We start from the raw sequence: 26,388 nt of genomic DNA, 5'->3' as shown, positions 1-26,388 counted from the left end.
CAGGTCGAGTCGGTCGCGCTCGATTCGGGCGCGGCCGACTTCGCACTCCCGTGTGCTGTGTCACATGAAACGTCGACGCGCGGAAGACTCAGAGACCGGAGCGGCAGCTGTCGAGTTCGCACTTATCGTGCCGCTTCTCCTCATGATGCTGTTCGCGATCATGGACATTGGCTTCGTCTTCAATCAGCAGCTCAGTGTCACGGCCGCGGCTCGTGAAGGTGCTCGATACATCGCGATCAACTATGCCGAACCGGGTGCCGTTGGTGTGGCCGAAGGTCGTATGTCCGACATGGTCGCCGGGACACCCTCGTTTGACTATGGTCCCGCCTGCTCCGACGCCGTCGAGGATGAGGATTTCCGAGTCACGGTGTCGATGCCACTCACAGATCTGACCGGATGGTTGACGGCACTGCTCGGGGAGCGCGAGCTCGAAGGAGTTGGGAGGATGCGATGCGGTGGCTAACTCGACGGCGGGATGACGATAGTGGCGCGGCAGCTGTCTGGGTCGCCCTGACGATCGTTCCGATCATCGGCTTCCTCGCCGTCGTTGCCGATGTCGGAATGCTCTATTGGGAGCGTGGTCAGCTCCAGAACGGCGCGGACTCTGCGGCACTATCGGTTGCGATGGAGTGCGCGCAGAAGCCTACGACGTGCACTGGCGGTTCGGCAGCATTGGCGACGAACGTCGCCTCCATGAACGCAAACGACGGTGCGGCAAACGCCACGATCGAGAATTTGGACATCGACGGCCGGAGCGGTGAAGTGACAATCGCTGCGTCCACCCTGACGGGCAGCGGAGACACGGAGCTGGCCCATCCCCTGGCGTCGTTCGTGGTAGGCGACGACGTCGCGCAAACAGTGGACGCACACGCCACAGTTGAATGGGGAACTCCGATCGCCGGCTCCACGCTGGCCTTGGCATTTGGCCTCTGCGAGTTCATGGAACACATGCCATCCGGTGGCTCAGTCGACGGCACACCGATCACTGTTCGGTACGACACCACAGAACGCCGCAACTGCGGAGGAGTTTTCGCGCGGGGAGGGTTCGGATGGCTCGACTCCACAGATTGCCAAGCGGATATTGCCTTGGATCATCCGTGGGTGGAGGGCGACCCGGGAGCAAGTTCTACGGGCTCCGGATGCTCGAATGCCTACATGCGCAGTCTCGCAATGAACAAGACAACGGTCCTCGTTCCACTGTATGAGGACTGCCGCACCGGAAGTTCCGGTTCTGCAACTGGTAAGTGCACCGGCACCAACACTCAGTACCAGATCGTGCGATTCGCCGCATTCAAGGTGACCGGTATCAAGATCCCAGGCGCGAGCAGCGTCGATCCCACGGCGGTCCCCTCTTGCGGCGGAGGTTGTTTCGGCATCCAGGGCTACTTCCTCGACTATGTCGAACTCGGCGAAGACTATGAGCTCGGTGACGCCCCCTATGGCGGAGTTCAGATCGTCCGGATGATCGATTAGCCAAATCCCTACGTGAATCGAAGGCAGTAATGAAGACCCGAATTATTGGTGCGATCCTCGCGCTCGTACTTGCCGTTGTCGGCGCGTTCCTCCTGGTTACGTATGTCCGTGGCGCCGACGCGCGTGCCGCCGAGGGCGCTGAGCTGACGGACGTGTACGTTGCGCAGGAGCTAATTCCCGAAGGAACGCCCGGCGACGATCTCAAGGACCTTGTTGAGGTGGACTCCGTGCCGCAACGCAACGTTCCCGCCGACGCCGTGACCGACCTGGACGACTTGGTTGGCCTCGTCGCCGACGCCGATATCCTCCCGGGAGAGCAGCTCCTCGCCGCCCGGTTCGTAGATCCTGTCTCGCGCGCGGCAGGTGGGGTCGTCGACGTTCCAGCCGGAATGCAGGAAATGAGTTTCGCGCTTCCCGTGCAGCGAATGGTGGGCGGCTCCATCCGTCCCGGCGACACGATCGGCCTCGTCATCACCAAGTACGTGCCGGGCGTGGACATCGCGACAGGTGGGGCGACACCCGTACCCGAGACGCAGTTCGCCTTCAACGGAGTGCTCGTCACGGATACGAAGATCGGCGAGAACGTCAGTGATGGCGATGCCTCGGCCGAAGATCCCCAAACCGGCGACACGATCATGCTCACCGTCGCCCTCTCGACTCATGACGCCGAGCGACTTGCATGGGCGGCGGAGGGGTACGAACAACCGGCTGACTACATCCCATACGTCGGCATCTGGGCGACACTGCAGAACGAGGCAACCGATACTTCCGGGTCCGCGCCGGTCTACGAAAGCAACGTCCGGCAGTGACCCCCTTCCTCCTGGTCAGCCGTTCTGCCGAATACGAATCCCGTCTTCGTGAACTCCTCGGCGGGCGACTCACCGTGGTGCCGGGCGAGTTCCTGACGTTCGGTCCGGAGGCGGTGGCGACTCGAGCGCAAGGCCTCCCTCGCATTGCGATGCTCGGCCCCGTTCTGAACTACGAGGAGACTCGCGGTCTCGTCGAGGAACTGACCGCGCGGCATCCAGGACTCGGCCTCATCGTCGTGAGAGAACAACGCTCGGACCTCGAAGATTGGGTGGATGAACTCGCCATCCATGCGGTGCTCAGCCCGACGGCGACGGACGACACCACATTGGAACTCCTCGACCGCTTGTCGGGATGGCTGGTCTCGAATGGGCGGGCGGAGTCTGACGACTTCACAATCCAGCCGGCTGACGATTTCGACGACCTGACGAGCATCGAGCAGGCTACGACATCCCAGGTTTCGGCAATCGAACTCGAGGATGGAGATCCACCGGAAGGGACTCTCTACGATCAGCTGACGCAGGCACCGCCACCATTCTCTTGGGAATTCCCACCGCTCGAGGCTGGCGTCAGGACGGATGCGATCGCGGTCGTTGCTCCAAAGGGCGGGCAGGGCAAGACGACCATCGCCATCAACCTCGCGACTGGGTTGGCCGAGGTCGCCCCGAACTCGGTTGTCCTGATCGATGCCGACCTGCAATTCGGTGACATCACAGCCGCACTCGGTCTCACGCCTGAGCGCACCATCGTCGACGCAGTGGCAGATGCTGCGTCCGACGAACTTGTCCTCAAGACCGCGCTTACCCACCACCCCGATGGATTCTTCGTGGTGGCGAGCGCGCCGTCCCCAGAACTCGGAGATTCGATTCCCTCCGCTTCGTTGGCATTGCTTATCGAGCGGCTGAGAGCGACGTTCCGCTATGTCGTTATCGACACAACGCCAGGTCTGGGCGAACACACGCTGGTGACGTTGGAGCACGTCACGGACGCCATTTTCGTGACGAACATGGGCGTCCCCAGCCTTCGTGCCACTCGGAGCGAATTCGAGCTTCTCCGCACGATCGGGCTCTTCCCCAGCAACCGACACATCGTTCTCAACCAGACCGACCGCCTGAGTGGCCTGACAATTCGAGACGTTGAGAACATCATTGGCGCTCCGGTGGATGTTGAGATACCCAAGTCGTCGGCCGTTCTCCTCGCGAGCAACCGGGGCGTCCCCTTGATCCACGACGATGTCCGTGACCCGGCCGCTAAGGCCATCCGATCCATTGTCCTCCGCATAGCACCGGAGGCGTTCCCAAAGCGCGCGAAGATCCAAAGAAGGCGGCGATGAAGTGAACCTCAATGATCGACTGAACAAGGTGCGTGGCCCGCAGCTTGCCAACGAGGGGAATACGCCGTCAGTGGCGGAGACGGCGCTCACTAACGAGGGCGTCCGCGACGTGGCTGGCCTCCAGATCCCATCCGTGAGAGGTGTGGACCCCACGCCGGAGCAGTTGACGCAGGCGCTGGCACCGGACCGCGCTGCATTCTCGGACAGCAATGTGAAAGTCGTCGCGTCTCCGGATCCTCTCGGGGCAGTGAAGGAAAAGGCAGCACAGGAGCTCTTCGTCCGCATCGGGGCACGATTGAATGATGTGGACCTAACGGAGCAACAACTTCACCAGATCGCCCGCGCCGAGCTGGCGGAGATCGTGGCGGCGGAACAGATTGCCCTGACCACCACCGAACGCAACCGCCTAATTGATGACATTGGGGCTGACGTCCTCGGCTACGGCCCGCTCGAGCCGCTCCTGAACGATGCATCTGTCAGCGAAATCATGGTCAATCGATTTGATCAGATCTACGTCGAGCGGTACGGCCGTCTCATGCCGACATCGCACGGATTCACCGGTGAGGCGCAACTTCGCCGAGTCATCGAACGCATCGTCGCCCGCGTGGGTCGTCGGATTGACGAGTCGTCGCCGCTCGTCGATGCGCGACTCGAGGATGGCTCCCGAGTCAACGCCGTCATCCCTCCGCTCGCCGTCAACGGCGCTACGCTCACGATCCGAAAGTTCGCAGGGACGCCGTACACGGTGAATGACTTGATCTCATTCGGGACGATGACGCGCGAGGTCACGACGGTGCTCGATGCGGCCGTGCGGGCGAAGCTGAACATACTCGTTTCGGGTGGTACCGGCACCGGTAAGACGACATTGCTCAACGTTCTCTCGGCTTTTATCCCGAACGACGAGCGCATCATCACGATTGAGGACGCCGTCGAGCTGCAGCTGCAGCAGGAGCATGTAGTCCGACTCGAGTCGCGACCGCCGAATGTGGAGGGCCGCGGAGAGGTGTCGATTCGAGAACTAGTGCGTAATTCGCTTCGAATGCGGCCGGATCGGATCGTGGTCGGAGAAGTACGTGGCGCAGAAACACTCGACATGCTCCAGGCCATGAACACTGGCCACGAGGGATCGATTTCGACGGTGCACGCGAATTCGCCTCGAGACGCCCTCAGCCGCCTGGAAACGCTGGTCCTCATGGCTGGGATGGATCTTCCACTGCGTGCCGTACGAGAACAGATCGCATCGGCCATCGACGTCGTCGTACAGATCACGCGCCACAAGGACGGCGTACGTCGGATCACCAGTGTGACGGAGGTGCAGGGCATGGAGGGCGAGATCGTCACCATGCAGGACGCCTTCGTCTTCGAGCACGGCGGGTACGACACTGACGGGCATTCGCTGGGTCGTCTCGTGCCCACCGGGATCCGACCCGGTTTCACGGAGCGCATGGCCGACCATGGGATTGCAATCCCGCTCACCCTGTTCCAGCCGGTTGGCGGTACCATCCGATGACTCCATTGCTTCAGCTCACCTTGGGGGTCGCGACCGCACTGCTCGCGATGGTGGCGCTCGTGATGCTTGTTATCGCGCCGCCGATGCCCCGCGTCGCTGCCGATCGTCGGCGCGCTCCGGGTGTGGCACACGTATCGTCGATGGAGCGCGTCACTGCCCAAGCCACGACTGCCGTGGACAAGGTCCTCCGGCGCCCCACGCGCCGGCTGTTCGGGGCCGAGGAACTGGAATTGGCGGGGGTGCGATCGCAGCCGTCCGAGTTCGTGATCCTCGTGCTCTCCGCGACGGCGGTGCTCGCACTCTTCGGATTCCTCGTCGGCATCATCCGCGGCGTCCCCATCCTGTTTGCCATTGTCTTTGCCATTCTCGGCCCGTTGGGTGCGAAGGTGCTCCTCAACATCAGAGCGTCGCGACGTCGAGCCAAGTTTGCCGACCAATTGGACGACACGCTTCAGCTGCTGGCGAGCTCGCTGCGTGCCGGGCATGGGTTGCAGCGTTCGATCGACGCAATCGCTACGGAGTTGGACGCTCCAATGTCCGAGGAACTGACGCGCGTCGTCAATGAGACCCGACTCGGCCGGGACACGTCCGACTCGTTGCTCAATGTGGCCGAGCGAATGCAGAGTGAAGACTTTCTCTGGACTGCTCAAGCTATCGCCGTCAATCGTGAGACGGGCGGGAATCTGTCAGAGATCCTTTCGCAAATCGCGGCGACCATCCGCGAGCGAAATCAGATCCAGCGCCAGGTGCGCACTTTGAGCGCTGAGGGCAAGATGTCCGGCTGGATTCTGATCGCGCTGCCGATTGCACTATTCATCTTCTTCGTTGCCTTCCAGCCGGCATACGCGACCGTGTTCTTCACCACGGTCATCGGCTGGATCGCGATGGCGGTCGGAGTCCTCCTGCTCATCGTCGGCACCGTGTGGATGCTGCTGGCCGTACGAGTAAAGGTCTGACTGTGTCTCCCATTGTGTACATCGCCGCAGTTCTCGTCGCCGTAGGTTTCGGCGCGCTGGTCTTTCTGCTCTTCTGGGGGCGGGAAGCGACGGTAGCCGACGCTGGTGCGATCGAATTGGATGCGCCGCCGACTGCGGTCTCGCCATCCCCGACCCAGCGCCCGACCTTCGCGCAGGCTGTGGTCCAACGCCTTCCCGGTGGATACGTCGGCTGGTTGCAACGCCAGATCACGCTTGCGGGCCGTCCCGGCGGATGGACGGTCGATGGCATCGTCGCCTGGAAGCTCCTCCTGGTCGGTGTCGGCGGCGGCGTCGCGCTGCTCGTCATCCTCGCCAATCCGAATCCGCTCAACATCCTGCTGTGCACGCTCGGGGTGGTGATGCTCTTCGTTCTGCCCGACGTACTGATCAACTCCCGCTCTCATGATCGTCAGAAGGCAATTCAGACGGCACTACCGGACACTCTCGACCAGATGACAATCGCCGTGGAGGCCGGCCTCGGCTTCGACGCGGCGATGGAAAAGGCCGCGCGCAACAGCAACGGGCCGCTCTCCGACGAACTCATTCGCACGCTCCAGGACATGAGCGTGGGTCGGACGCGTCGAGAGGCGTTTCATGAGCTGCAGTCACGCACATCGTCAGACGATCTGCACCGATTCGCACGAGCGATCATCCAGGCGGACTCCTACGGCGTAGCCATCGGCGGCGTACTCCGAATCCAGGCGAGCGAGATGCGCACGAAGCGACGTCAACGGGCTGAGGAACAGGCGCAGAAGGTTCAGATCAAGGTGCTCTTCCCGCTCATCTTCTGCTTGATGCCGGTGATCTTCATCGTCGTCCTGACGCCGGTGGTCGTGAACATCATGAAGCAGTTCGGCTGACCGGAGTGACTGACCCGACCCGCAGCGACTCCGTGGGCGTGGCGCCGGAGCATGATCCGGTCGATCCCCTCGATAGGCTCGACCCAAGACGCCTGGGGGAGGTGCCGTGGCCGAGGGGGAGCGCGACGAGGGGTGGCGCCCCGACGTGCTCGGCGAGGGGTTCGAGCAGCTCGAGCTTCCGCTGGGGAGCGACGACGAGGGTGAGGTCGTCGCCACGCTCGTGCGGTACCGGCCGCGGACGGCGGGGCGGTTCACGTGGCCGTGGGAGCAGCGCCGCGGCGCGGCATCCGGAGCCGACGTGCTGTACGTGCACGGGTGGAGCGACTACTTCTTCAACCCCGAGCTCGCGCAGTTCTGGGCGGGGGCCGGCGCGCGCTTCTTCGCGCTCGACCTGCGCAAGTACGGGCGCAGCCTGCGGCCGTGGCAGACGCCGGGCTACATCACCAACCTCGCCGACTACGACGCCGACCTCGAGGCGGCGCTCGCCGCGATGGGGCACGGGGCGCCCGGGTACGGCGCGACGGATGACGCGGGCGAGGCGGCATCCGCTCGGCCCCTCATCCTGCTGGGCCACTCCACGGGCGGCCTGACGTTGAGCCTCTGGGCGGCGCGCAACCCGGGCCGTGCGGCGGTGCTGGTGCTCAACAGCCCGTGGCTCGAGTTCCAGCTCAGCAGGGTCGGGCGTGAGGCGCTCGCGCCGGTCATCACGTTCGGTGCACGCATCCGCCCGACCGGCCCGCTGCCGAACGTCGACCTCGGCTTCTACACGCGGACGGTGTCGAAGGAGCAGGGCGGCGAGTGGGAGTACTCGCACGAGTGGCGTCCCGACCGTGGGTTCACGACGCATCCCGCCTGGCTCACGGCCATCCTCGCCGGTCACGCGACGGTCGCGGCCGGAATCGACGTGGGCGCGCCGGTGCTGACGATCCTGTCGGCGCGGTCGACGATCCAGCCGCAGTGGACCGAGGCGATGCGCTCGAGCGACATCGTGCTCGTCGTCGACGAGATCGCCGAACGCGCGGTGCGACTCGGCCCGAACGTCACGGTCGCCCGCATCGATGGGGCCATGCACGACGTGTTCCTGTCGCGCGAGCCGGCGCGCGCCGCGGCCTACGCGTCGATCACGCGCTGGCTGCGCGGGTACGAGCCCGGTCGCTGAAGCGAAGGAGCGAGCGGATGCCGCGAGTGAATGCCGCGGCGCTACGCCCGAGCCGCCGCCGCGAACGGCCCCTTCAGCGCCGCCCACTGCAGGAGCATGATCGTCTTCGCGTCGATGAGGTCGCGGCCGATGCGGTCGAGCGCGTCGTCGAAGTCGAGCTCGAGCACCTCGATGTCCTCGCCCTCGTCGGCGAGGCCGGCGCGCGAGCCGTGCGCGACCGTGCCACGCAGGTAGGGCGCTGCGAAGAAGTGCAGCCGCTCAGTCACCGAACCGGGGCTCATGTAGACCTCGAACACCCGCTCGACGTCACCCACGACGACGCCGGTCTCCTCCTCGGCCTCACGACGGATCGCGACCTCGGCCGCGTCCTCGTCGAGCAGGCCGCCGACCACCTCGGTGAGCATCCCGTCGGGGTGCTCGTTGACGTAGGCGGGATACCGGAACTGCCGGGTGAGCAGCACGGTGCGCGCGGCCACGTCGTACAGCAGGATGCAGGCGCCGTCGCCGCGGTCGTACGTCTCGCGCTCCTCGGTGGTCCAGCGACCGTCGGCGTGCTGGAAGTCGAAGGACGTGACGCGCGTCACGTACCAGTTCGAGGTGAGCACGCGCACGTCGCGCACGCGCACTCGGGGGTTGCCATCGAGGTCGCGGCCCACCCGGTCGAGGCCGGTGCGGCCACGGCGATCGGGCACGTCCACGCCGGGCTGCGGCATCCGATCGGCGTCGTCGTTCACTCGCGGGCGCTCAGCGGAAGTTCGTGAACTGGAGCGCGACGTCGAGGTCTTTTCCCTTGAGCAGCGCCATGGTCGCCTGCAGGTCGTCGCGGCTCTTGGAGGAGACACGCAGCTCGTCGCCCTGGATCTGGCTCTTCACGGTCTTCGGCGCCTCGTCGCGGATGATCTTCGAGATCTTCTTCGCGTTCTCGCTGTCGATGCCGTTCTTCAGGCCGATCTCGATGCGGAACTCCTTGCCCGACGGGTAGGGCTCGCCCTCGTCGAGCGAGCGCAGCGTGATGCCGCGCTTGATGAACTTCGACTCGACGACCTCGAGCACCGCCTTCACGCGCTCCTCGGTCTGCGCCTTGAGCAGGACCTTCTCGCCGCTCCACTCGACCGAGGCGCCGACGTTCTTGAAGTCGTAGCGCTGCTCGACCTCCTTGCGCGCCTGGTTGACGGCGTTCTCGGCCTCCATCTTGTCGACCTTGCTCACGATGTCGAACGTTGAATCTGCCATGCCCGCCAGTCTATCGAGGGGTCGGATGCGGCGTGCGGATGCCGCCGGCGGCCCCTCCGTTGCGCGTAACGGAGGAGTTCGTCGCCGACACGGCGGGTTGCGGGCCCGGCCTGCGGCGTGTCGCACAGGATCTCCGCCGTTGCGCACAGCGGATGCAGCGGGCCCGCGTGCGGATGCCGCGGGCGGGCGAGCGGATGCCTCACCCAAGCGCCCCGGCGCGACGCAGCCACAGTCGCACGGTGGACTCGGGCACCCCGAACTCGCGCGCGATCACGCGGACCGCGCGGTCGGAATACTCGATCGTGCGCGCGAGCTGCGCGAACCGGGCGATCACCCGCTCGCGCAGGGTCGGCGTCGCGCTGGTGAAGTCGAGGAACACGGCAGAGGTGCCGTCGGGCGCGACGTCGACGGGGAAGACGCGGCCCTGCGAGCCGACGGTCGCGGCGAGCTTCGCCGGTCCCGGTGGGAGCCAGAGCGTGGCGGTGCCGCTCGGCGTCAGGGTCTCGTAGGCGCTCGGCGTGCCGCCCGCCGCAGGCACCGACACGAGCGGTCCGGGCGATGGGACGGCGCCGTCCACGCGCACCGTCGCGCTGATGGGGGAGAGCTCGCGACTGCCGTCGGTCGGTCGCGGCTCGACGGCCGCGAATCCGTCGATGACCTCGACTGAGCCGCCGGTGATGTCGATCCCGCCGCTGCGGATGGACTGCACGAGCACCTCGGAGTGACCGCCGATCGCCACGTGACCGGTTCCGTCGACGTCGCCGAAGCCGACGCCCGTGGCCGCCGGGTCGGGATAGACGGAGGCCTGGATGCGACCGCCCGCGAGATCGAGGAGGCCGGTCCCGCCGATGCCCCCGCCGATGCCCGCACCGGCGAAGCTCAGGCCGAACACGTTGTGCTGGTCGGGCGCCGGAACGGCGGCGTCGGGGATGGTCACCGTGACGTCGCCGTCGCCGTGCGTGCCGCCGCCGATGCCGGCCGCGGTCCAGGCGACCCCGGTCGTGATCCCGCCGGTGATCTCGACGACGCCCGTGCCGGTGCGGCCGCCGCCGATCCCGGCTCCCGTTTCGTCGTCGCGGGCGGCGATGGCCACCTGCCCGCGGACCAGGCCGCCCCGGATCGTGACGTGCGCATCGCCGTCAGCACCGCCGATGCCGGCGGCGCCGAAGCTGACGCCCTCCACGGCGCCGCCCTCGATGACGATGGGCCCGCTGGGGCCGGAGCCCGGCTCGGCGCCGATCCCCGCGCCGGTGCCGCCGCCCGCGACGATGCGCCCGGATGCGAGGCCCGATCCGAATGGGTGGTATTCGCCGCGGATCACGAGCCTCGAGTCCGACGGCACGAACACGCCTGCACCGTCGATCGGCTCGACGGTGTCGCCGACGTAGATCTCGTGGTCCTGCAGGTCGAGGATGATGTCGACGCCGGCGGCGAGGTCGACGGGCGGGCATTCGACCTCGAACCCGCCGATCGAATCGCCGAGCACGACCGTGCCGCTCGCCTGCATGGCCGCGGCGAACCCCACGCAGTCGGTCACGACGGTGACGTCGTCTTCTGCGATGGCCGGCGACACAGGCGACGATGCCGCGATGACCGCGGCGGCGGACGACGCGACGGCGGCCAGCCCGAACCCCTGACGACGGATGGGTGGGTGCATGCCCTTGCCTCTCGTGCGGCGGGGGCCGGGCGACTGCGGCCGCGAGCGCCTCGACCCCCATCGTCGACGCTCGCGGCTCGCAGACTACGTGGCTCGTCGCACCGCCGGCAACGGCGGGAGCGAAGAGTTCACACCCCGGTAACGCGCAGCCAGGCCGTGGTCGCGCCGGGGAGCCGGCCGCCCTCGAGTGGCGCGCTCGTGATGAGCACCTCACCGTCGGGGAGGTCGACGGGCGACGAGCCGAAGTTCGTGACCGACTGCCACCCGCCCGGACGCTCGAACCAGAGCACGTCGCCGGAGCCCGACGGGTGCTGCCGCCACGTCAGCTCCTCGGCTCCCTGCAGCTCGTGGCGCAGCGCGAGGGCACGGCGGTAGAGGTTCAGGGTCGAGTCGGCATCGGCGCCCTCGGCCTCCACCGAGAACGCGCCGAACCACGAGGGCTGCGGCAGGTGCGAGCCGTCGGCGCCGAACCCGAACGACGAGCCCGCCGTCGTCCAGGGCAGCGGCACGCGGCATCCGTCGCGCCCCACCTCGACGCCCGGGCTGCGGAAGAACGTGGGGTCCTGCCGCTCGGCATCGGGGATGTCGGCGACCTCGGGAAGGCCGAGCTCCTCGCCCTGGTAGAGGTAGGCGCTGCCGGGCAGGGCGAGCATGAGCAGGGTGGCTGCGCGCGCCCGACGAAGCCCCAGGGCGGCGTCGAGTTCGGAGGCCGGCCCGCCGTGCAGCAGCCACTGCTTGCCGACGTCGCCCTCCTGGCCAGGGTCGTCGGCGAGGCCGTAGCGGGTGGCGTGGCGCACGACGTCGTGGTTCGAGAACACCCACGTGTTCGACGACCCCGTGACGGCGACCGACTGGATGTTGTGGTCGACGATCGCGCGGAACTCGTCGGCGTCGAAGTTCGCACGCAGCAGGTCGAAGTTGAACGCCTGCCCGAGGCTCGTCGGCAGCGCGTAGCGGTAGCGGCGGCTCGGCTCGACCCACGCCTCGGCCACGGCGATGCGCGGCGGGTCGTACTCGTCGAACACGGCGCGCCACTCAGCGTAGATCTCGTCGAGCTCCTCGCGATCCCACAGGGGGTGCGAGCCGTCGGTGACGAGCTTCATCTCCTCGAGCTCGGCGTGCGAGCGCAGCGGATAGGTGAGGTCCTTCGCGAGCGCGTGCGCCACGTCGACCCGGAACCCGTCGACGCCCCGGTCGGCCCAGAACCGCAGCGTCGTGAGGAAGTCGTCGCGCACCTCGCGGTTCGCCCAGTTGAGGTCGGGCTGCTCGGGCGCGAACAGGTGCAGGTAGAACTGTCCGTCGCCCACCGGCTCCCACGCCGACCCGCCGAACATCGATTTCCAGTCGCTCGGCGGCTCGGTGCCGTCGGGCCCGGCGCCGTCATGGAAGAGGTAGCGGTCGCGGGCGGCCGAGCCCTTCGGCGAAGCCAGTGCCTCCCGGAACCACCGATGCCGGTTCGACGAGTGGTTCGGCACGATGTCGACGATGAGGCGGATGCCGCTGGCATGGAGTGCCGCGACCATCTCGTCGAAGTCGGCGAGGGTGCCGAGCTTCGGGTCGACGTCGCGGTAGTCGTCGACGTCGTAGCCGCCGTCGGCGAGGGCGGACGGGTAGAACGGCGACAGCCAGACCGCGTCGACCCCGAGCTCCGCGAGGTACGAGATGCGGCTCGTGATGCCCGGCAGGTCGCCGATGCCGTCGCCGTTCGCGTCCGCGAAGCTGCGCGGGTAGATCTGGTACACGGCGGCCTGGCGCCACCAGTTCGGGTCACTCGCGAGGACCACGGATGCCTCGTGTGCCAGCGTCGTGGGTCGGGTCTCGGTCATCTTCGGGGTCGTCCTTTCCGTTCGGATGCCTCGGCGGCACGATACGCCGATCGCGCGGTCGAGGCATCCGTCGCCTGTTCTGCCGTTCTTCGCCGGTTACCGCCAACCGGCCATGGGAGTTACCGCATCGCCCTCACTTGATCGAGCCCCTCGTCACGCCCGAGATCACCCAGCGCTGCGAGAAGATGTAGACGATCAGTAGCGGCGCCATCGCCATGAGATAGGAGGCGAAGGCCACGGTGTAGTCGGTGTTGAACTGTCCCTGGAACACGTACTGCGCCAGGGGCAGGGTGCGGGCGGCCGGGTCGGTCAACACGACGAGCGGCATGATGAAGTCGTTCCACGCCCACACGCACGTGAGGATGCCCACCGTCGCGTTCATCGGCATGAGCAACGGGAAGATCACCGATCGGAACACCCGCCAGGTCGAGGCGCCATCGACCCGCGCCGCCTCCTCGAGTTCGATCGGGATCGACCGGATGTAGGCCGTGTAGATGAAGACGTTCAGCGACAGCCCGTAGATCGTATAGAGCACGATCATGCCCGCCTGGTTGTCGAGCCCGAGCAGTGCGGTCTGCTTCACCAGCGGCAGCATGATGATCGGGAACGGGATGAACAGGGCCGCCAGCAGGTAGAAGAAGACGCCCTTGAAGAACGGCCGATGGATGTTGCGGGCCAGGGCGTAGGCGACGACCGAGCTCGTCAGCAGGGTGAACACGACCGATCCCACGGTGATGATCGCCGTGTTCGCGAGCGCCTGCGGGAAGTTCGTGCGTTCCCACGCCTCGGGGAAGTTCTCCCAGCGCACGGGATTCGGCCACTCGAAGCCGGTGCCGGCGGCGAGCTGCTCGGGCGTCTTCAGCGCGACGACGACCGCGAGGTAGAGCGGGATGAGCACCGTCAGCGAACAGACCGCGATGAGTGCGGTCGCCCACCAGTTGGTGCGACGGGTGTCGTCGTCGTCGGAGCCGCGTCGGCGCCGCGTCGGCGCGCCGGCACCGGTCGCGCCTCCGGGCAGCACCTCTTCGGCCTGGGCCAGGGTGGTGGTGGTCGTGGTCATCAGAAATCGGCCTCTCTGCGCTGAAGGACCCGGAATTGGAAGAGCGAGACGATCGTGATCACGATGAAGAAGACCACCGCGTTGGCCGTCTGGTAGGCGAACTCGCCGCCCGTGAACCCGCCGCGGAAGATCAGCAGGGTGACCGACTCGGTCGAGGTGCCCGGCCCGCCGTTCGTGAGCGAGACGATCGGGTCGAACACCTGCAGGAAGCCCTTCAGGCTCAGCACGACGTTGATCGTGAAGAACGCGCTGATCAGCGGGAAGGTGATCGACGTGAACTGGCGCCAGGGCTTCGCGCCGTCGAGTGCGGCCGCCTCGTACAGCTCGCCCGGAATCGTCTGCAGCCCCGAGAGGTAGATGATGATCGCGAAGGCGCAGGCCTGCCACACCGCCAGCGCCACGATCGCCGTCCACGCCCAGTCGGGGTTGGTGAGGATGTTGTCGGCGAAGAGGGGGATGCCGGCGAGGATCTTCGGCAGCGAGTTCGAGAAGAAGAACTGGAACACGTAGCCGATCACCAGGATCGCCAGCACGTAGGGCACGAAGTAGACCCCGCGCCAGAAGTTGCGCGCCTTGATCTTGGCGTTCAGGCCCAGGGCGATCGCGAGCGAGAGCACGTTCGTGAGGATCGTCGCGACGATGGCGAACAGGAACGAGAACCCGTAGGCGGCGAGCACCCGGTCGTCCTTGAAGAGGTTCAGGTAGTTCGAGAACCCGACGAAGTTCCATTCCCCGTAGCCGGCGTAGTTGGTGAAGCTGAAGAAGATGCCGACGAGCACCGGGACGGTGTGGAACGCGGCGAACGCGATGACGGCCGGCCAGACCATCCAGTAGTAGGCGGGCAGCGCGCGCCGGGATTCGAGCTTGACGCGCTTGGCGCGGGCGGGCTTCTCGCCGGTCGTGGCCGAGCTGCGCACCGCCTGGGTGAGTGTCGTCATGTCATTCTCCCGTCAGGGGAATCGTGCGGGCGGCGACCTTGCGCCACTCGCTGTCGAGGGTGGCGAGCGCGGCATCCACGTCGCCATCGAACAGGAACTGCTGGTCGATCGCGGCGAGCGGGATGCTCGGCGGGATCTGGTGGTCGATGAATCCGGTGATCTTCCCCTCGTCGAACCAGGGCTTCACGGACTGGATCGACGGGTCGTCGCTGAGTTCCGCCCCCTCGACCGACGGCACCATGTTCTGCGACGCGGCGAAGTCCTCGATCACGTCCTTCTCGAAGAGGTAGTCGATGAAGCGCATCGCCTCCTCCCGGTGCGGCGTGTTCTTGCCCATCGTGACCACGACGTCGACGCCCGAGACGAGCAGCCGGTCGTCGGGGTCGTCGCTCGTGGGGTAGGGGAAGATCGCGGCGTCGATGTCGGGGTTGACCGCCTTGACCGGGCTGATCGCCCAGATGCCCTGCAGGAGCATCGCGACCTCGCCGTTCGCGAACGCGGCGGTGCCGTCGTCGTAGGTCTTGCCGCGGTAGCCCTTCTGGGAGTATCCGAAGAGCTCGTACTGCTGTTCGAGCGCCTCTCGGAAGTCCTTCTCGAACGAGACGGACGAGTCGGGTCCCACGTTCTCGCCCTCTTCGCGCATCTGGTCGAAGAAGTCGCCCTGCGCGGGGTACGCGCCGATGGCGTTGAACGAGGGGAGCGCCGTCCACGAGTCCGCGAGCGTGCCGTAGAAGGGCGTGATGCCGGCGGCCTGCAGCTGGTCGCAGACGGCGATGAACTCGTCCCAGGTCTCGGGCACCTCGAGCCCCTGCTCCGCGAAGATCGCCTCGTTGTAGATGACGCCGTTCGCGTTGTTCACGTAGCCGAGCCCGTTGATCTCTCCCTCTTTATTGCCGAGGTCGGCGAGGATCTCCTGCACGGCGGGGTTGATGGTGTCGAGCACGGGCTCGTCCGAGAAGTCGGCGAAGACTCCGGCCTGCGCGAGCTTGCCGAAGCCCCCGTTCGCGTTGAGGGTGATGACGTCGGGCGCCTTGTCCTTGACGAGCAGCGTGCGGATGATCGTGTCGGCATCGGCGACCTGGTTCTGCACCACCTTGATGTCGGGGTTCTCGGCCTCGAAGTCGGCGATGATCTTCGTGAAGTCCTCGAGCGCCTCGCCCTTGAACTGGAAGAAGTCGAGCGTCACGACGTCGCCGTCGCCGGGGGTCGAGCAGCCCGCCAGGAGCACGGCGCCCAGGGCGACGGATGCCGCGAGGGCGACCCCTCGCCGACGTCCACGTCTCCGTCGATGCGGGGCCGGGCGGATGGTCTGGTCCGTCATGGTGCGCCTCCTTGCGCTGGTGCGTGCGGTGGTCAGTCCGCGGAGCCGTCGGGCGTCGCGGGGTCGGTGGCGGCCAGCTCGAGGAGCACGAGCTGGGCGGGGAACAGCACGGGAGCCTGCAGGCCCGCGGTGCCGAGTTGACGGCCGGTGAGCGTGATCGGCCGCTCGGCCCAGGGGAGCGGGGACTGGCCGGGTCCATCGGCCACGTTCCCCGCGGCGATCCGCACGGTGTACCTGCGGTCGGCGTCGAGGCCCGGCAGCGTGAAGCGGCCGGGCGGATAGGTCACGCTGGTGGTGACCTGCGTGAAGGTGAAGAGGGCGGATGCCCCGTCGCGGGCGACGACGCCGCGCACGTCGGTCGTGGCATCCGGAGTGTCGCCGTGCACCAGCACGCCCGAGTGGATGAGCGCGCGGTGCCGCTTGTGCAGGTCGACCCAGCGGGCGATCGACGCGAGGCCCTCGTCGTCGAGCGAGGTGAGGTCCCACTCGATGCCGAGGTGGCCGAGCATCGCGACGCCCGCGCTGAGGTCGAGTGACACGCGCCGGGCCGTCGAGTGCACGGTGGGGCTGGTGAGGTGCGCGCCCATCATCTCGGGTGGCACCACCAGGCTGGTGTAGCGCTGGATCTGCAGCCGCTCGACAGGGTCGAGGGTGTCGCTCGTCCAGATGCGGTCGGTGTGCTCGAGGATGCCGAGGTCGACGCGGGCGCCGCCCGACGCGCAGGATTCGATCTCGAGTCCCGGATGCCGCTGCTTCAGTGCTGCGAGCAGGCGATACAGCGCCTCGACGTTGTCGTGCACCCGCGCCCGGCCGGTGTCGGCGGCGCCGGCCTCGAGCAGGTCGCGGTTGTGATCCCACTTGAGGTAGGCGATGTCGTGCTCGGCGAGCAGGGCGTCGAGGCGCTCGAGCAGGTACCGCCAGGCGCCCTCGTTGGCGAGGTCGAGCACGTACTGCTGACGAGCGGGCACCGGCAGCTCGTCGCGGCCCCGGAGGATCCAGTCGGGGTGGGCGCGGGCGAGGTCGCTGTCGAGGTTGACCATCTCGGGCTCGACCCACAGGCCGAACTCCATGCCGAGGGCCTGCACCCGCTCGATCAGCGGGCCGAGCCCCTCGGGCCAGACGTCGGCGTCGACCTCCCAGTCGCCGAGGCCGGCCGTGTCGTCGCGCCTCCCGCGGAACCAGCCGTCGTCGAGCACGAAGCGCTCGACGCCCACGGCCGCCGCGCGTTCGGCCAGGGCCGAGAGGGTGTCGAGGTCGTGGTCGAAGTAGACGGCCTCCCACGTGTTCAGCGTCACGGGTCGTGGGCGCGACGGATGCTGCGGGCGGGCCCGCAGGTCGTCGTGGAAGCGCTGCGACAGCCGATTGAGCCCGTCGCCCCACGATCCGATCGCCCATGGCGTGGTGTAGGCCTCGCCCTCGGCGAGCACGATCTCGCCGGGGCTCAGGAGCTCGCCTGCCATGAGGAACGACTCGGCCGTGGGCGTGCGCTCGGCCGCGAGGCGGTGATTGCCGCTCCACGCGACGTGCACCGCGTGCACGAGGCCGCGCTCGAAGCCGAAGCCCCGGCGGCCGGCGGCCAGCACGAGGCTGGCGTCGGCGCCGGGCCGGCCGCGGCGGCTCTCGCGCACGTGCGTGCCGATGGTGAACGCGTGGCGCTGCGGGGAGCGTTCGCGCAGGTGCCGTCCGGTGGTGTCGAGCAGCTCGTCGAGGTCGCCCGGCACGGGGAACGTCGGCGCGAGCGCGAGGAGCGAGTAGGGCTCGGCGGCGGTGTTCTCGAGGGTGATGCGCTGGCGGAGGAGGCCCGATGCGGTGACCTCGACGGTGATCGTGGCCGTGAGGCCGGCCGCGGCATCCGCTGCCCTGATGACGGCGGTGCCGGAGGCCGCGTCGACGTCGACGGACGCGGTGACGAGCTTGGTCGAGAAGTTGCGGCCGTCGTGGTGGCCGATGAGGCCGGGGGTGCCGAGCCAGCCCGAGGACTCCTGCGGGATGAGCGTGAGCGGCGCCGGCTGGTCGAGGCCGCCCGACACCCGCTGCGGCAGGGCCGCCGTGCCGACCGCCGCGAGTTCGCCCTCGGAGAGCTCGCCCTGGTCCTCGCCCCAGAAGACGATCGCGGGAAGCGCGGTGTGGCGGGCGTCGAGGATGACGCTGGTCCCTCCGTTGCGGAGGTGGACGAGACCGGGGCGGCGTTGCATGAGTTCTTTCTACGATAGAAAGAACTACGTTGTCAACCGGGTCGATCCAGTTGTTCAGTGGCTGGTCGAAGGGCCGATGGTCGCTGCTTCATGCCACAATGAAACGAACACGGGAGGATACCGATGGCGGAGCAGCCGATCGAGGTGAGCGCCTCGGCCCGCGACCTCGCGCGGGAGGTGCTGATCCACGGGCCGATCTCGCGGGCGGAACTCGGCCGACGGCTCGGGCTCTCGCCGGCGAGCCTCACCCGGCTCAGCAAGCCGTTCCTCGATCGCGGACTCCTGGTCGAGGCATCCGAGACCGTGCAGGGGTCGATCGGGCGACCGGCGCGCCCGCTCGACGTCGCCGTCGACACCAGTCGCTTCGTCGGCATGAAGGTCACCGGCGACCACGTGTTCGGCGCCGTCACCGACCTGCGGGCCGGCGAGGTGGCGACCGCGGAGCGATCACTCGAGGGCCACGACGTCGACGGCGTCGTGCGGGTGCTCGCCGACGTCGTCGCCGAGCTCCGCGACGCCGGCGGAGGCGACCTCGGCGGCGTCGGAGTGAGCATCGGGGGCAACGTCGCCGGCGAGCGCATCGTGACGCGGGCGCCGTTCCTCGGATGGCGCGACGTGGCACTCGCCGACCTGCTCGAAGCACGCGTCGGCGTGCCCGTCACCGTCGAGAACGACGTGACCGCGCTCACCACCGCCGAGCAGTGGTTCGGCGCCGTGCGCGGACGCGACTCCTTCGCCGTCGTGACGATCGGCGCCGGCGTCGGGTACGGGCTCGTGGTGCACGACCGGGTCATCGCCACGCCCGACTCGGGCCTCGGCCTCGGGGGCCACCTGCCGCTCGACCCCAACGGCCCGATGTGCCCCGAGGGGCATCGCGGATGCTCCGGCGCCATGCTCTCCATCCCGAGCATCACCGCGCAGCTCGGCATCGCGCTCGGGCACGAGGTGGACTACGACGAGGTGCTGCGGCTGGCCGCGGACGGGCATCCGCTCGCCGTCTCGATCACGACCGCCGCGGGCCGTGCCCTCGGACGCATGATGGCGCTCATCGCCAACCTGGCCATGGTCGACACGATCGTGCTCTCGGGCGAGGGCATGGCGCTGTGGAACGTCGCAGGCGACGACGCGCTCGCCGCGCTCGCCGCCGACCGCGACCCCGAGGCGACACCTGTCGAGGTGTCCGTCGACGACGCCGGCTTCGTGTCCTGGGCGCGGGGCGCCGCGGCCGTCGCGATCCAGGCCGCGCTCGGGCGGTTGCGGCTGCCGGCCTGAGTCGTCGTCGGGCGGCTCAGCGCTCGGGCGGCCGGGCCGTGGAGGAACGGACGCGCAGCTCGTAGGGGAGGGGCGTCGCGGCCGGCGCCGGGGCATCCGCCTCGGGCTCGAGCTGCTCCATGAGGATCTCGACCGCCTTCTCGCCCTGCAGGCGCGGGAACTGCGCGACCGTCGAGAGGCCGAAGAAGTCGGCGAGGTCGTGGTCGTCGATGCCGATGATCGACACGTCGCGCGGCACGGAGAGTCCGAGGTCGCGCGCGGCGAGGATCGACCCGATCGCCATCTCGTCGGATGCCGCGAAGATCGCCGTGGGCCGATCGTGCGGCACCCCCAGCAGTTGCTTGGCCGCGTGGTAGCCGCCGCGGATGGTGAAGTCGGCCGGGGCGAACAGGCGCGGATCGAGCTCGATGCCCGCGTCGGCGAGCGCGCCCTCGTAGCCGATGCGGCGGTTGGTGGGCAGGTGGAAGTCGAGGTCGAACTCGAGGTCGCCGCCGATGTGGGCGATGCGTGAGTGCCCGAGCGCGATGAGGTGCTCGGTCGCGAGTCGGGCGACCGCGGCGTCGTCGATCGTGAGCGTGCGCACCCCGGGGATCGGCCCGCCGACGCCGACGAGGGGCTTGCCGAGCTCGTGCAGCCGTGCCACCTCGGGTTCGGTGAGCTCGAGCGACACGGCGATCACCGCGTCGACCCGCTGTCGCAGCAGGAAGTGCTCGAACACGCTCGCCCGCTCGCGGCCGTCGCCCGACAGGTTGTAGAGGGTGAGGTCGTAGCCGCTGCGCAGCAGCTCCTGCTGGGCGCCCTCGAGCACCGACGAGAAGAACCAGCGGTTGAGGAACGGGATCACCACGCCGATGTTGCGGGTGCGGCCCGAGGCGAGGCTCGAGGCGTTCGACGAGACGACGTAGCCGAGCCGCGCGGCGGCCTCGACGACCTTCGCCTTCGAGGCGGGCGAGACGTGGCCCCGGCCGCTGAGCGCACGTGAGACGGTCGCGGTGGAGACCCCCGCGAGCTTCGCGACCTCTTCGATGCCGGCCATGGCTCCCATTCCCGGCGATGCCGAGTCCTCCCGGCCAGGCCGATCGGGGAAATCCTACCGTTCGGACGCGCCGCGCCGAGCGGAGGACTCCCGCCGAGCGCCGTCGTGCGATAGACAAGAGCCTGTCTTTGTCTTGGGTCGGCCCACCGGGGGGCGGCTTGCCCACTGTGCTCGTCGAAGGGAACGAACGCGTGAAGTGGGTCAAGCGAATCGTGATCGCGCTCGTCGTGGTCTTCGCCTTCTTCTACCTGATCACCAGGCCCGAGGATGCCGCGACCGCCGTCGAGGGTGCCGTCGGCGCCGTCTGGACCGGCGTCGAGGCCGTCGGCACGTTCTTCACCAAGCTCGCCACCTGACCCGATGAGCGTGATCCCGTGAGCGTGCTGTTCCTCGATCCGCGCGTCGAGCGCTACCTGATCGCCGACGAGGGCGAGGTCATCGTCGACGAGGTCACCAAGCACTGGGCGGCGATCTTCGGCCCCATCCTCGAGCTGCTCGCGATCATCCCGGTGATGGCGCTGCTGCTGTGGCTCCCGGCGGGCGGCTACTGGCTGCCGCTGCTCGGCGGCCTCGCGCTGCTGCTGCACGCCATGTGGCGCATCATCGGCGCGCGCATGGACCGCTTCGTCGTCACGAACATGCGCGTGTTCCGCGTGCACGGCATCCTGTCGCAGCACGTGGCGACCATGCCGATCTCGCGAATCCTCGACATCTCGGTGCACACGCCGATCCTCGGCCGCATCTTCAACTACGGGCACTTCGTGTTCGAGTCCGCCGCGCAGGAGCAGGGCCTCCGCGAGATCCGGTTCGTCGGCTCGCCCACGCAGCGCGGGCTCACGATCCAGCGCGTCATCCAGCGCTCGGGCCTGCGTGGCAGCGGCGGGCGACCGCTGAATCGGACGGTGGATCAGCCGACCGCCTCGGGTGAACCGCGCTACGAGCCGTACCGCGATCCGTACGCTGATACGCAGGACGTGACGTCGACGCAGACGGCACCGATCGACCTGCCGTGGTGGCGGTCGGAGGGCTGATCAGCCGGGCGCCGGCGCCGATTTCACGACACGCCACCTCGCGGGTATCCTTGACAGGCCCCCGGTTGTGTGCAGAACGCGGTCGGGTGCGAATGGCGAGTTACCCAAGCGGCCAAAGGGATCTGACTGTAAATCAGCTGTCTACGACTTCGGGGGTTCGAATCCCTCACTCGCCACGTTCGAAGCCCCGGTGATCCGGGGCTTTCGTCGTTCCGGGGGCTCACCGATCGACGTCATGCCCGCGACCACGCCGGGCGGGTGTCGTAGCGTGATGGACATGAGCCAGCACGACGCATCCGGAGCCAACACCGCCCTGCTCGACCTCGCCCGCGACATCGCCGTACGGGCCGCGGAGTTCGCGCTCACCGCCCGTCGCGCCGGGGTCAGCGTCGCGGCCACGAAGTCGAGCCCGACCGACATCGTGACCGCGGTCGACCGGGACACCGAGGCGCTCATCCGCTCGCTCATCCTCGATGCGCGACCCGACGACGGCATCGTCGGCGAGGAGGACGCCACCCATGTCGGCACGAGCGGCCTCGACTGGGTCGTCGACCCGATCGACGGCACCGTCAACTTCCTCTACGGCATCCCCGCCTGGGCGGTCAGCATCGCCGTCGTCGAGGGCGCGGCCGGCAGTGACGTCAGCGGCACCACGCTCGCGGGCGTCGTCGTGAACCCCGTGTCGGGCGAGACGTTCGAGGCCACGGCCGGCGGGGGAGCCCGCCTCGCCGGACGCGAGCTCGCGGTCAACGCGGGGGTCGCGCTGCCGGCCGCCCTCGTCGCCACCGGCTTCTCGTATTCGGCCGAACGTCGCCGCGCGCAGGCGGCGGTGGTCAACGAGCTGCTGCCCCAGGTGCGGGACATCCGCCGCATCGGGGCCGCCTCCCTCGACCTCTGCTCGCTCGCCGCCGGGCGCATCGACGCCTACTACGAGCGCGGCCTCAACGCGTGGGATCACGCCGCGGGCGCCCTCATCGCGCGCGAGGCCGGGGCCCATGTCGCGGGACCCAGGGGTGGCCGGGAGAGCACCGAGCTGCTCGTCGCCGCCGCTCCCGGCCTCTACGAGGAGCTCACCGCGGCCCTTCGCGCCGCGGGTCTCGACGCGTAAGCCCGGTCATTCCGCGGATGCCGCGGTGAAGACCCCGATGGCCCGACGGATCGCTCGGTCCCGCGTGGCGATCGCCGCTGAGAACGGTTAGTCTTTACCAACCCGTTATCTCGCCGACGTCCGGTCGGGATGCTCACCTCCCTGTCCATCTCCGCCCCTACGCCGAAGGTCATCCTCCACGTGCTCGAGTCCCCCCTCGTGCCCGACGGTTCCACGCCAGGCACTCAGGTCCCCCTGCGTGCCGAGCGACCCCTGACCCGCCGGGAGCTGCGCGAACGGGAGACCGCCGAGGCCCTTCGTCTCGAGTCGGCCGCGACGGCCGCGCAGTGGGCGAGCGGTGCCAGTGGCGCCGGTGGTGCCGGTGATGCCGGGACAGCGCCGGCTTCGGCGTCCGATGCGTCCGCGCACCACGCGGGTTGGCCTCAGCAGGCCGCACCGGCGGCCTGGGCTCCGGCCGCCGCCTTCGGGCAGCAGGTTGCGGTTGTCCCCGCCGCCCCCTCGGCCGTGCATGTCGGCCCTCCGCAGCATCCGGTGGCTCCTGTGGCCCCTGCGGCTGCGGCGCAGCATCACGTGGCTCCCGTTGCGCCGGCCGCTGCCGCTGCCGGGCAGCATCCGGTCGCTCCGCAGGCCGAGCGGCCAGGCTTCGACGCCATCTTCGGCCTCTCGGATGCCGCGGCGACGCCGGCGGCCCAGCCCGCCGTCGCTCATCCGACCCCGACACCCCGACGTTCCGCTCCCACGATCGACACCCGCACCACCGAGGCCGAGCAGGCCGACCGCCCCGGCGGTCCGAGCTCGGCCTTCGCCGTTTCCGGCGCCGACACCGATCGCGCCCCCTCCCGTCGTGGCGGAGCCGGGTTCGACGACCTCTTCGCGGGGCTCGGCGATGAGGAGGCCGGGGCTTCGGATGAGGCCTCGGACGGTGGCCGTTCCCGCCGCGCCGCGTCGTCGCCGCGGGAGTCCCGGACCGACCGCAAGTCGGCGAAGGCCGCCAAGTCGGCGAAGGCCGCCAAGGGCAAGTCGAAGGCCGCACGCCGTTCGAGCGCGGAGCCGCCGATGCCGGTCGGCCCGCGCCGAACGGGCAGCACGCCCGCACCGACCGAGCCCATCGACGACCTCGCCTTCCTGATTTCGGGTGGACCCGCGAGCGCCGCCGCCGCGGTGCGCCCGGGTTCCCCAGCGGGCGCTGCTTCAGCCCTCGGAGCCGGTTCGGGCGCCGTCGCGGGCGCGGCCTCCGGCTTCGCCGCCGCCATCTCGGCCGCGGCCGGGGCACGGCCCACCGACGAGCCCCGCCCGGCCGCGGCATCCGTCGTTCCCGCATCGCTCGCCTTCGACCTGGCCGCACCGTCCGCCGCCACCCCGTCGTCCCGCCGCGCATCGCGTGGCCTGCCCGCCGAGGTGACGCCCGCGTCCGACCTGCTCGGGTTCGCTCCGAGCGCCCCGCCGCGAGTCGACCCCGGTGCAGCCTCCGCGCCCGACCGGAGTGCTCCCGGCACGTCGCCGGCACCGGCGGGCCCGGTCTCGCGTCGTGATCTCGTGAGCGCGGCCGCCCCGACCCGGCGGTCGGCACCGCAGGCGTCGGGCCCCGGCACGGCGCGCGCCGCGGCATCCGGCCCTGCATCGTCGCCGAAGCGGCGCGGCGGCCGTCGCATCGCGAGCGTGGTGGCGATGAGCTTCGTGGCGATGCTCGCCGTCGCGACGACGATCCCGTCGCTCTCGCTGCTCTCGCCCGCCGACGTGCAGGCGATGGCCATGGCGAGCGCGAACGGCGGCGACCGTGGTGGGCAGAGCGTGACGATCGACGGCAACGTGGTCGCACAGACCGTCGAGCGCGAGGGCTACGAGCACCAGACCATCCAGGAGTACGCGCAGGCCGCCGGCATCCGCGCCGAGGCGGACTTCACCAACAATCCGGCCGGCACGATCCAGTGGCCGTTCGCGGTCGGCGTGCACATCGGCGACCACTTCGGCTACCGCAACTGCGCGGGCTGCTCGGAGGACCACGGCGGCCAGGACTTCAACCCCGGCTACGGCGCCGAGATCCAGGCGATCGCCGACGGCACCGTCGCGGTCTCGACCGACTCGGGCGGGTCGCTGGGCGTCGTCATGATGATCGACCACATCATCGACGGCGAGCTCGTGACGAGCGTCTACGCCCACATGATCGAGGGATCGCGGCGCTTCGAGGCCGGCGACACCGTGCACGTCGCCGACGTCATCGGCAAGACCGGCAACACCGGCATGTCGACGGGTCCGCACCTGCACTTCGAGATCCGCCTCGGCGGCGTCGACGGCACCAAGGTCGACCCGCTCGAGTGGCTCTACGCCAACACGAACTGACGCGTCCGCCCCGCCGCCGCAGGCAGCGGCGTCGTCATCCTCAGCAAACGCATGAGGATCCGTTCGTTGCGCTGCTGAGGCGTGGCGTCCGCGCGATCCTCATGCGTCGTGCCCCATCGTCCCCACGCCGTCGCGGTTCTCCACAGATCACAGTCCGGGTCCCCACCCGAGCCGTGGAGGCGGCACACTCGGCTCCGTGGAATCGGTGACCCGGGTGATACGCGAGCAGGGCGGCGTTGTCGCACGAGCCGCCTTGGATGCTGCCGGATGCAGCTCTGTCGACGTCGACCGCGCACTCCGACGCGGTGGAGTGGTTCGCGTCCGGAGCGGCTGGTTCGCGACGCCCGACGCGCCATCAGATGTCGTGCGGGCGGTTCGGGTCGGCGGAGTGGCGACCGCAGCGACAGTCGCACGCGTGCGCGGCCTGTGGGTGGCCGACGATCCACGTCTTCACGTGCGAGTCCGGTACTCGACCGGTCGACTCTTCGCGCCGCACGACCGTAGCCAGCCGCTCGATCGAGTCCGCGACGGCGTCTGCGTCCACTACAGTCGCCGAGGCCCGTTCGATCGTGCAGTCGATCCACTCACGGTCGCGCTGGCCGAGATGTTCGCGTGCACGGACGTCGGGAGGGCCATCGCTTCGGTGGATTCCGCGTTGGACACGGGAACCCTGACGTTGCAGCATCTCGATCTCATCCGCGACTGGATGCCGCCGTCGAGGCGCCGGCTGCTCGATCGGGCGGATCCCGACGCTCAGTCGGGTATCGAAACCGCTGTCCGGCTCTTTCTTCGTTCACGCAGGATCCGGCACCGGGCGCAGGTCACTATCGACGGCGTGGGCCGGGTGGACGTTCTCGTCGGCGACCGGCTCGTCATCGAGGTCGACGGGAGAGCGTTCCACACCGGCACCGCGTTCGACGAGGATCGGCGACGTGACTTCGAACTCGTGACGCGCGGATACCTGGTCCTCCGACTCAGCTACCGGCAGGTCGTGCACGAGTGGGAGCGGACACGTGCGGGCATCCTCGCCTTGGTGGGGCGGAACGAGCATCTCTGGTCGGGACGCGGTCCGTACGCCGCGATTCCGGCGTCCTCGGCGGTGCGGGTTGCAGCAAACGCATGAGATTCCGACTGATGTGCCGCCGCGGGCGGTCGAATGGTGGATTCTCATGCATTTCCGCGCGGCGAGCGGGCGTGGTGGCGCGGCGCGGCGAGCGGCGAGCGGGCGGGGTGGCGCGGCGCGGCGAGCGGG

The 26,388-nt window shown here is 68.7% G+C and carries 23 protein-coding genes and 1 tRNA gene; 15 read left to right on the top strand and 9 right to left on the bottom strand.

What is annotated here, in order from left to right; genetic code table 11:
* Positions 1 to 64: 64 nt before the first annotated feature.
* From AC1DZA_RS10765 to AC1DZA_RS10730, 8 genes are all read left to right on the top strand, one after another.
* The gene (locus tag AC1DZA_RS10765) at positions 65 to 463 is read left to right on the top strand and encodes a TadE family protein (RefSeq protein WP_476772754.1); all 399 of its coding nucleotides are present in this window, start codon (positions 65 to 67) and stop codon (positions 461 to 463) included.
* Positions 451 to 1,473 (top strand): TadE/TadG family type IV pilus assembly protein, encoded by a 1,023-nt coding sequence (locus tag AC1DZA_RS10760; protein ID WP_476772753.1) that lies wholly within the window; start codon positions 451 to 453, stop codon positions 1,471 to 1,473. The genes AC1DZA_RS10765 and AC1DZA_RS10760 overlap by 13 nt, the downstream gene beginning before the upstream one ends.
* 29 nt (positions 1,474 to 1,502) lie before the next feature.
* Complete coding sequence (gene cpaB / locus AC1DZA_RS10755) at positions 1,503 to 2,282, top strand: Flp pilus assembly protein CpaB (RefSeq protein ID WP_476772752.1); 780 nt, start codon at positions 1,503 to 1,505, stop codon at positions 2,280 to 2,282.
* Positions 2,279 to 3,613 carry a CpaE/TadZ family protein gene (locus AC1DZA_RS10750; protein ID WP_476772751.1) on the top strand — a complete coding sequence of 445 codons (1,335 nt, stop codon included), beginning with the start codon at positions 2,279 to 2,281 and terminating at the stop codon, positions 3,611 to 3,613. Before cpaB ends, AC1DZA_RS10750 begins: the two co-directional genes overlap by 4 nt.
* A gap of 1 nt (position 3,614) precedes the next feature.
* Positions 3,615 to 5,123, top strand: a complete 1,509-nt coding sequence (locus tag AC1DZA_RS10745; protein ID WP_476772750.1) for a CpaF family protein — start codon at positions 3,615 to 3,617, stop codon at positions 5,121 to 5,123.
* Positions 5,124 to 5,128: 5 nt separating this feature from the next.
* Entirely contained in the window at positions 5,129 to 6,079 is a 951-nt protein-coding gene (locus AC1DZA_RS10740) for a type II secretion system F family protein (protein WP_476772749.1), read from the top strand.
* Positions 6,080 to 6,093: 14 nt separating this feature from the next.
* Positions 6,094 to 6,960, top strand: a complete 867-nt coding sequence (locus AC1DZA_RS10735; RefSeq protein ID WP_476772748.1) for a type II secretion system F family protein — start codon at positions 6,094 to 6,096, stop codon at positions 6,958 to 6,960.
* A gap of 106 nt (positions 6,961 to 7,066) precedes the next feature.
* Positions 7,067 to 8,119 (top strand): alpha/beta hydrolase, encoded by a 1,053-nt coding sequence (locus tag AC1DZA_RS10730; RefSeq protein ID WP_476772747.1) that lies wholly within the window; start codon positions 7,067 to 7,069, stop codon positions 8,117 to 8,119.
* A 41-nt stretch (positions 8,120 to 8,160) separates the two neighbouring features.
* On the opposite strand, the gene AC1DZA_RS10725 is transcribed toward AC1DZA_RS10730, so the two are convergent.
* From AC1DZA_RS10725 to AC1DZA_RS10690, 8 genes are all read right to left on the bottom strand, one after another.
* Entirely contained in the window at positions 8,161 to 8,853 is a 693-nt protein-coding gene (locus AC1DZA_RS10725; protein WP_476772746.1) for an NUDIX domain-containing protein, read from the bottom strand.
* 10 nt (positions 8,854 to 8,863) lie between these two features.
* Entirely contained in the window at positions 8,864 to 9,352 is a 489-nt protein-coding gene (locus AC1DZA_RS10720) for a YajQ family cyclic di-GMP-binding protein (protein WP_159600749.1), read from the bottom strand.
* A 199-nt stretch (positions 9,353 to 9,551) separates the two neighbouring features.
* Complete coding sequence (locus tag AC1DZA_RS10715) at positions 9,552 to 11,009, bottom strand: hypothetical protein (RefSeq protein WP_476772745.1); 1,458 nt, start codon at positions 11,007 to 11,009, stop codon at positions 9,552 to 9,554.
* 128 nt (positions 11,010 to 11,137) lie between these two features.
* Complete coding sequence (locus AC1DZA_RS10710) at positions 11,138 to 12,835, bottom strand: glycoside hydrolase family 13 protein (RefSeq protein WP_476772744.1); 1,698 nt, start codon at positions 12,833 to 12,835, stop codon at positions 11,138 to 11,140.
* A 133-nt stretch (positions 12,836 to 12,968) separates the two neighbouring features.
* On the bottom strand, positions 12,969 to 13,895 hold the full coding sequence (locus AC1DZA_RS10705) for a carbohydrate ABC transporter permease (protein WP_476772743.1): 927 nt from the start codon (positions 13,893 to 13,895) through the stop codon (positions 12,969 to 12,971).
* Positions 13,895 to 14,833, bottom strand: coding sequence for a carbohydrate ABC transporter permease (locus AC1DZA_RS10700; protein WP_476772742.1), 939 nt, complete (start codon positions 14,831 to 14,833; stop codon positions 13,895 to 13,897). The genes AC1DZA_RS10705 and AC1DZA_RS10700 overlap by 1 nt, the downstream gene beginning before the upstream one ends.
* Before the next feature lies 1 nt (position 14,834).
* The gene (locus AC1DZA_RS10695; protein WP_476772741.1) at positions 14,835 to 16,154 is read right to left on the bottom strand and encodes an ABC transporter substrate-binding protein; all 1,320 of its coding nucleotides are present in this window, start codon (positions 16,152 to 16,154) and stop codon (positions 14,835 to 14,837) included.
* Between the two features lie 32 nt (positions 16,155 to 16,186).
* The gene (locus AC1DZA_RS10690; RefSeq protein WP_476772740.1) at positions 16,187 to 18,349 is read right to left on the bottom strand and encodes an alpha-galactosidase; all 2,163 of its coding nucleotides are present in this window, start codon (positions 18,347 to 18,349) and stop codon (positions 16,187 to 16,189) included.
* Positions 18,350 to 18,472: 123 nt separating this feature from the next.
* Between AC1DZA_RS10690 and AC1DZA_RS10685 the strand changes: the two genes are divergently transcribed.
* On the top strand, positions 18,473 to 19,621 hold the full coding sequence (locus AC1DZA_RS10685; protein WP_476772739.1) for an ROK family protein: 1,149 nt from the start codon (positions 18,473 to 18,475) through the stop codon (positions 19,619 to 19,621).
* A gap of 16 nt (positions 19,622 to 19,637) precedes the next feature.
* On the opposite strand, the gene AC1DZA_RS10680 is transcribed toward AC1DZA_RS10685, so the two are convergent.
* The gene (locus AC1DZA_RS10680; RefSeq protein ID WP_476762824.1) at positions 19,638 to 20,657 is read right to left on the bottom strand and encodes a LacI family DNA-binding transcriptional regulator; all 1,020 of its coding nucleotides are present in this window, start codon (positions 20,655 to 20,657) and stop codon (positions 19,638 to 19,640) included.
* Between the two features lie 191 nt (positions 20,658 to 20,848).
* Here AC1DZA_RS10680 and AC1DZA_RS10675 point away from each other — a divergent pair, with 191 nt between their 5' ends.
* The 6 genes from AC1DZA_RS10675 (at position 20,849) to AC1DZA_RS10650 (ending at position 26,259) form a co-directional block, all read left to right on the top strand.
* Positions 20,849 to 21,013: a hypothetical protein gene (locus AC1DZA_RS10675; RefSeq protein ID WP_309974772.1), complete on the top strand. Its 165-nt coding sequence runs from the start codon at positions 20,849 to 20,851 to the stop codon at positions 21,011 to 21,013.
* An 18-nt stretch (positions 21,014 to 21,031) separates the two neighbouring features.
* On the top strand, positions 21,032 to 21,688 hold the full coding sequence (locus AC1DZA_RS10670) for a PH domain-containing protein (RefSeq protein ID WP_476772738.1): 657 nt from the start codon (positions 21,032 to 21,034) through the stop codon (positions 21,686 to 21,688).
* 94 nt (positions 21,689 to 21,782) lie between these two features.
* Positions 21,783 to 21,864: transfer RNA gene (locus tag AC1DZA_RS10665), tRNA-Tyr, on the top strand.
* 101 nt (positions 21,865 to 21,965) lie between these two features.
* Entirely contained in the window at positions 21,966 to 22,796 is an 831-nt protein-coding gene (locus AC1DZA_RS10660) for an inositol monophosphatase family protein (RefSeq protein WP_476772737.1), read from the top strand.
* A 570-nt stretch (positions 22,797 to 23,366) separates the two neighbouring features.
* Positions 23,367 to 25,136 (top strand): M23 family metallopeptidase, encoded by a 1,770-nt coding sequence (locus AC1DZA_RS10655; RefSeq protein WP_476772736.1) that lies wholly within the window; start codon positions 23,367 to 23,369, stop codon positions 25,134 to 25,136.
* Between the two features lie 196 nt (positions 25,137 to 25,332).
* Positions 25,333 to 26,259, top strand: coding sequence for an endonuclease domain-containing protein (locus AC1DZA_RS10650; protein ID WP_476772735.1), 927 nt, complete (start codon positions 25,333 to 25,335; stop codon positions 26,257 to 26,259).
* Positions 26,260 to 26,388 lie beyond the last annotated feature (129 nt).

It is taken from the genome of Agromyces sp. P2_B3 (genome assembly GCF_056404815.1).
Note: the sequence above shows the minus strand (reverse complement) of the source record. Positions and strands in the feature narration are given on the sequence as shown.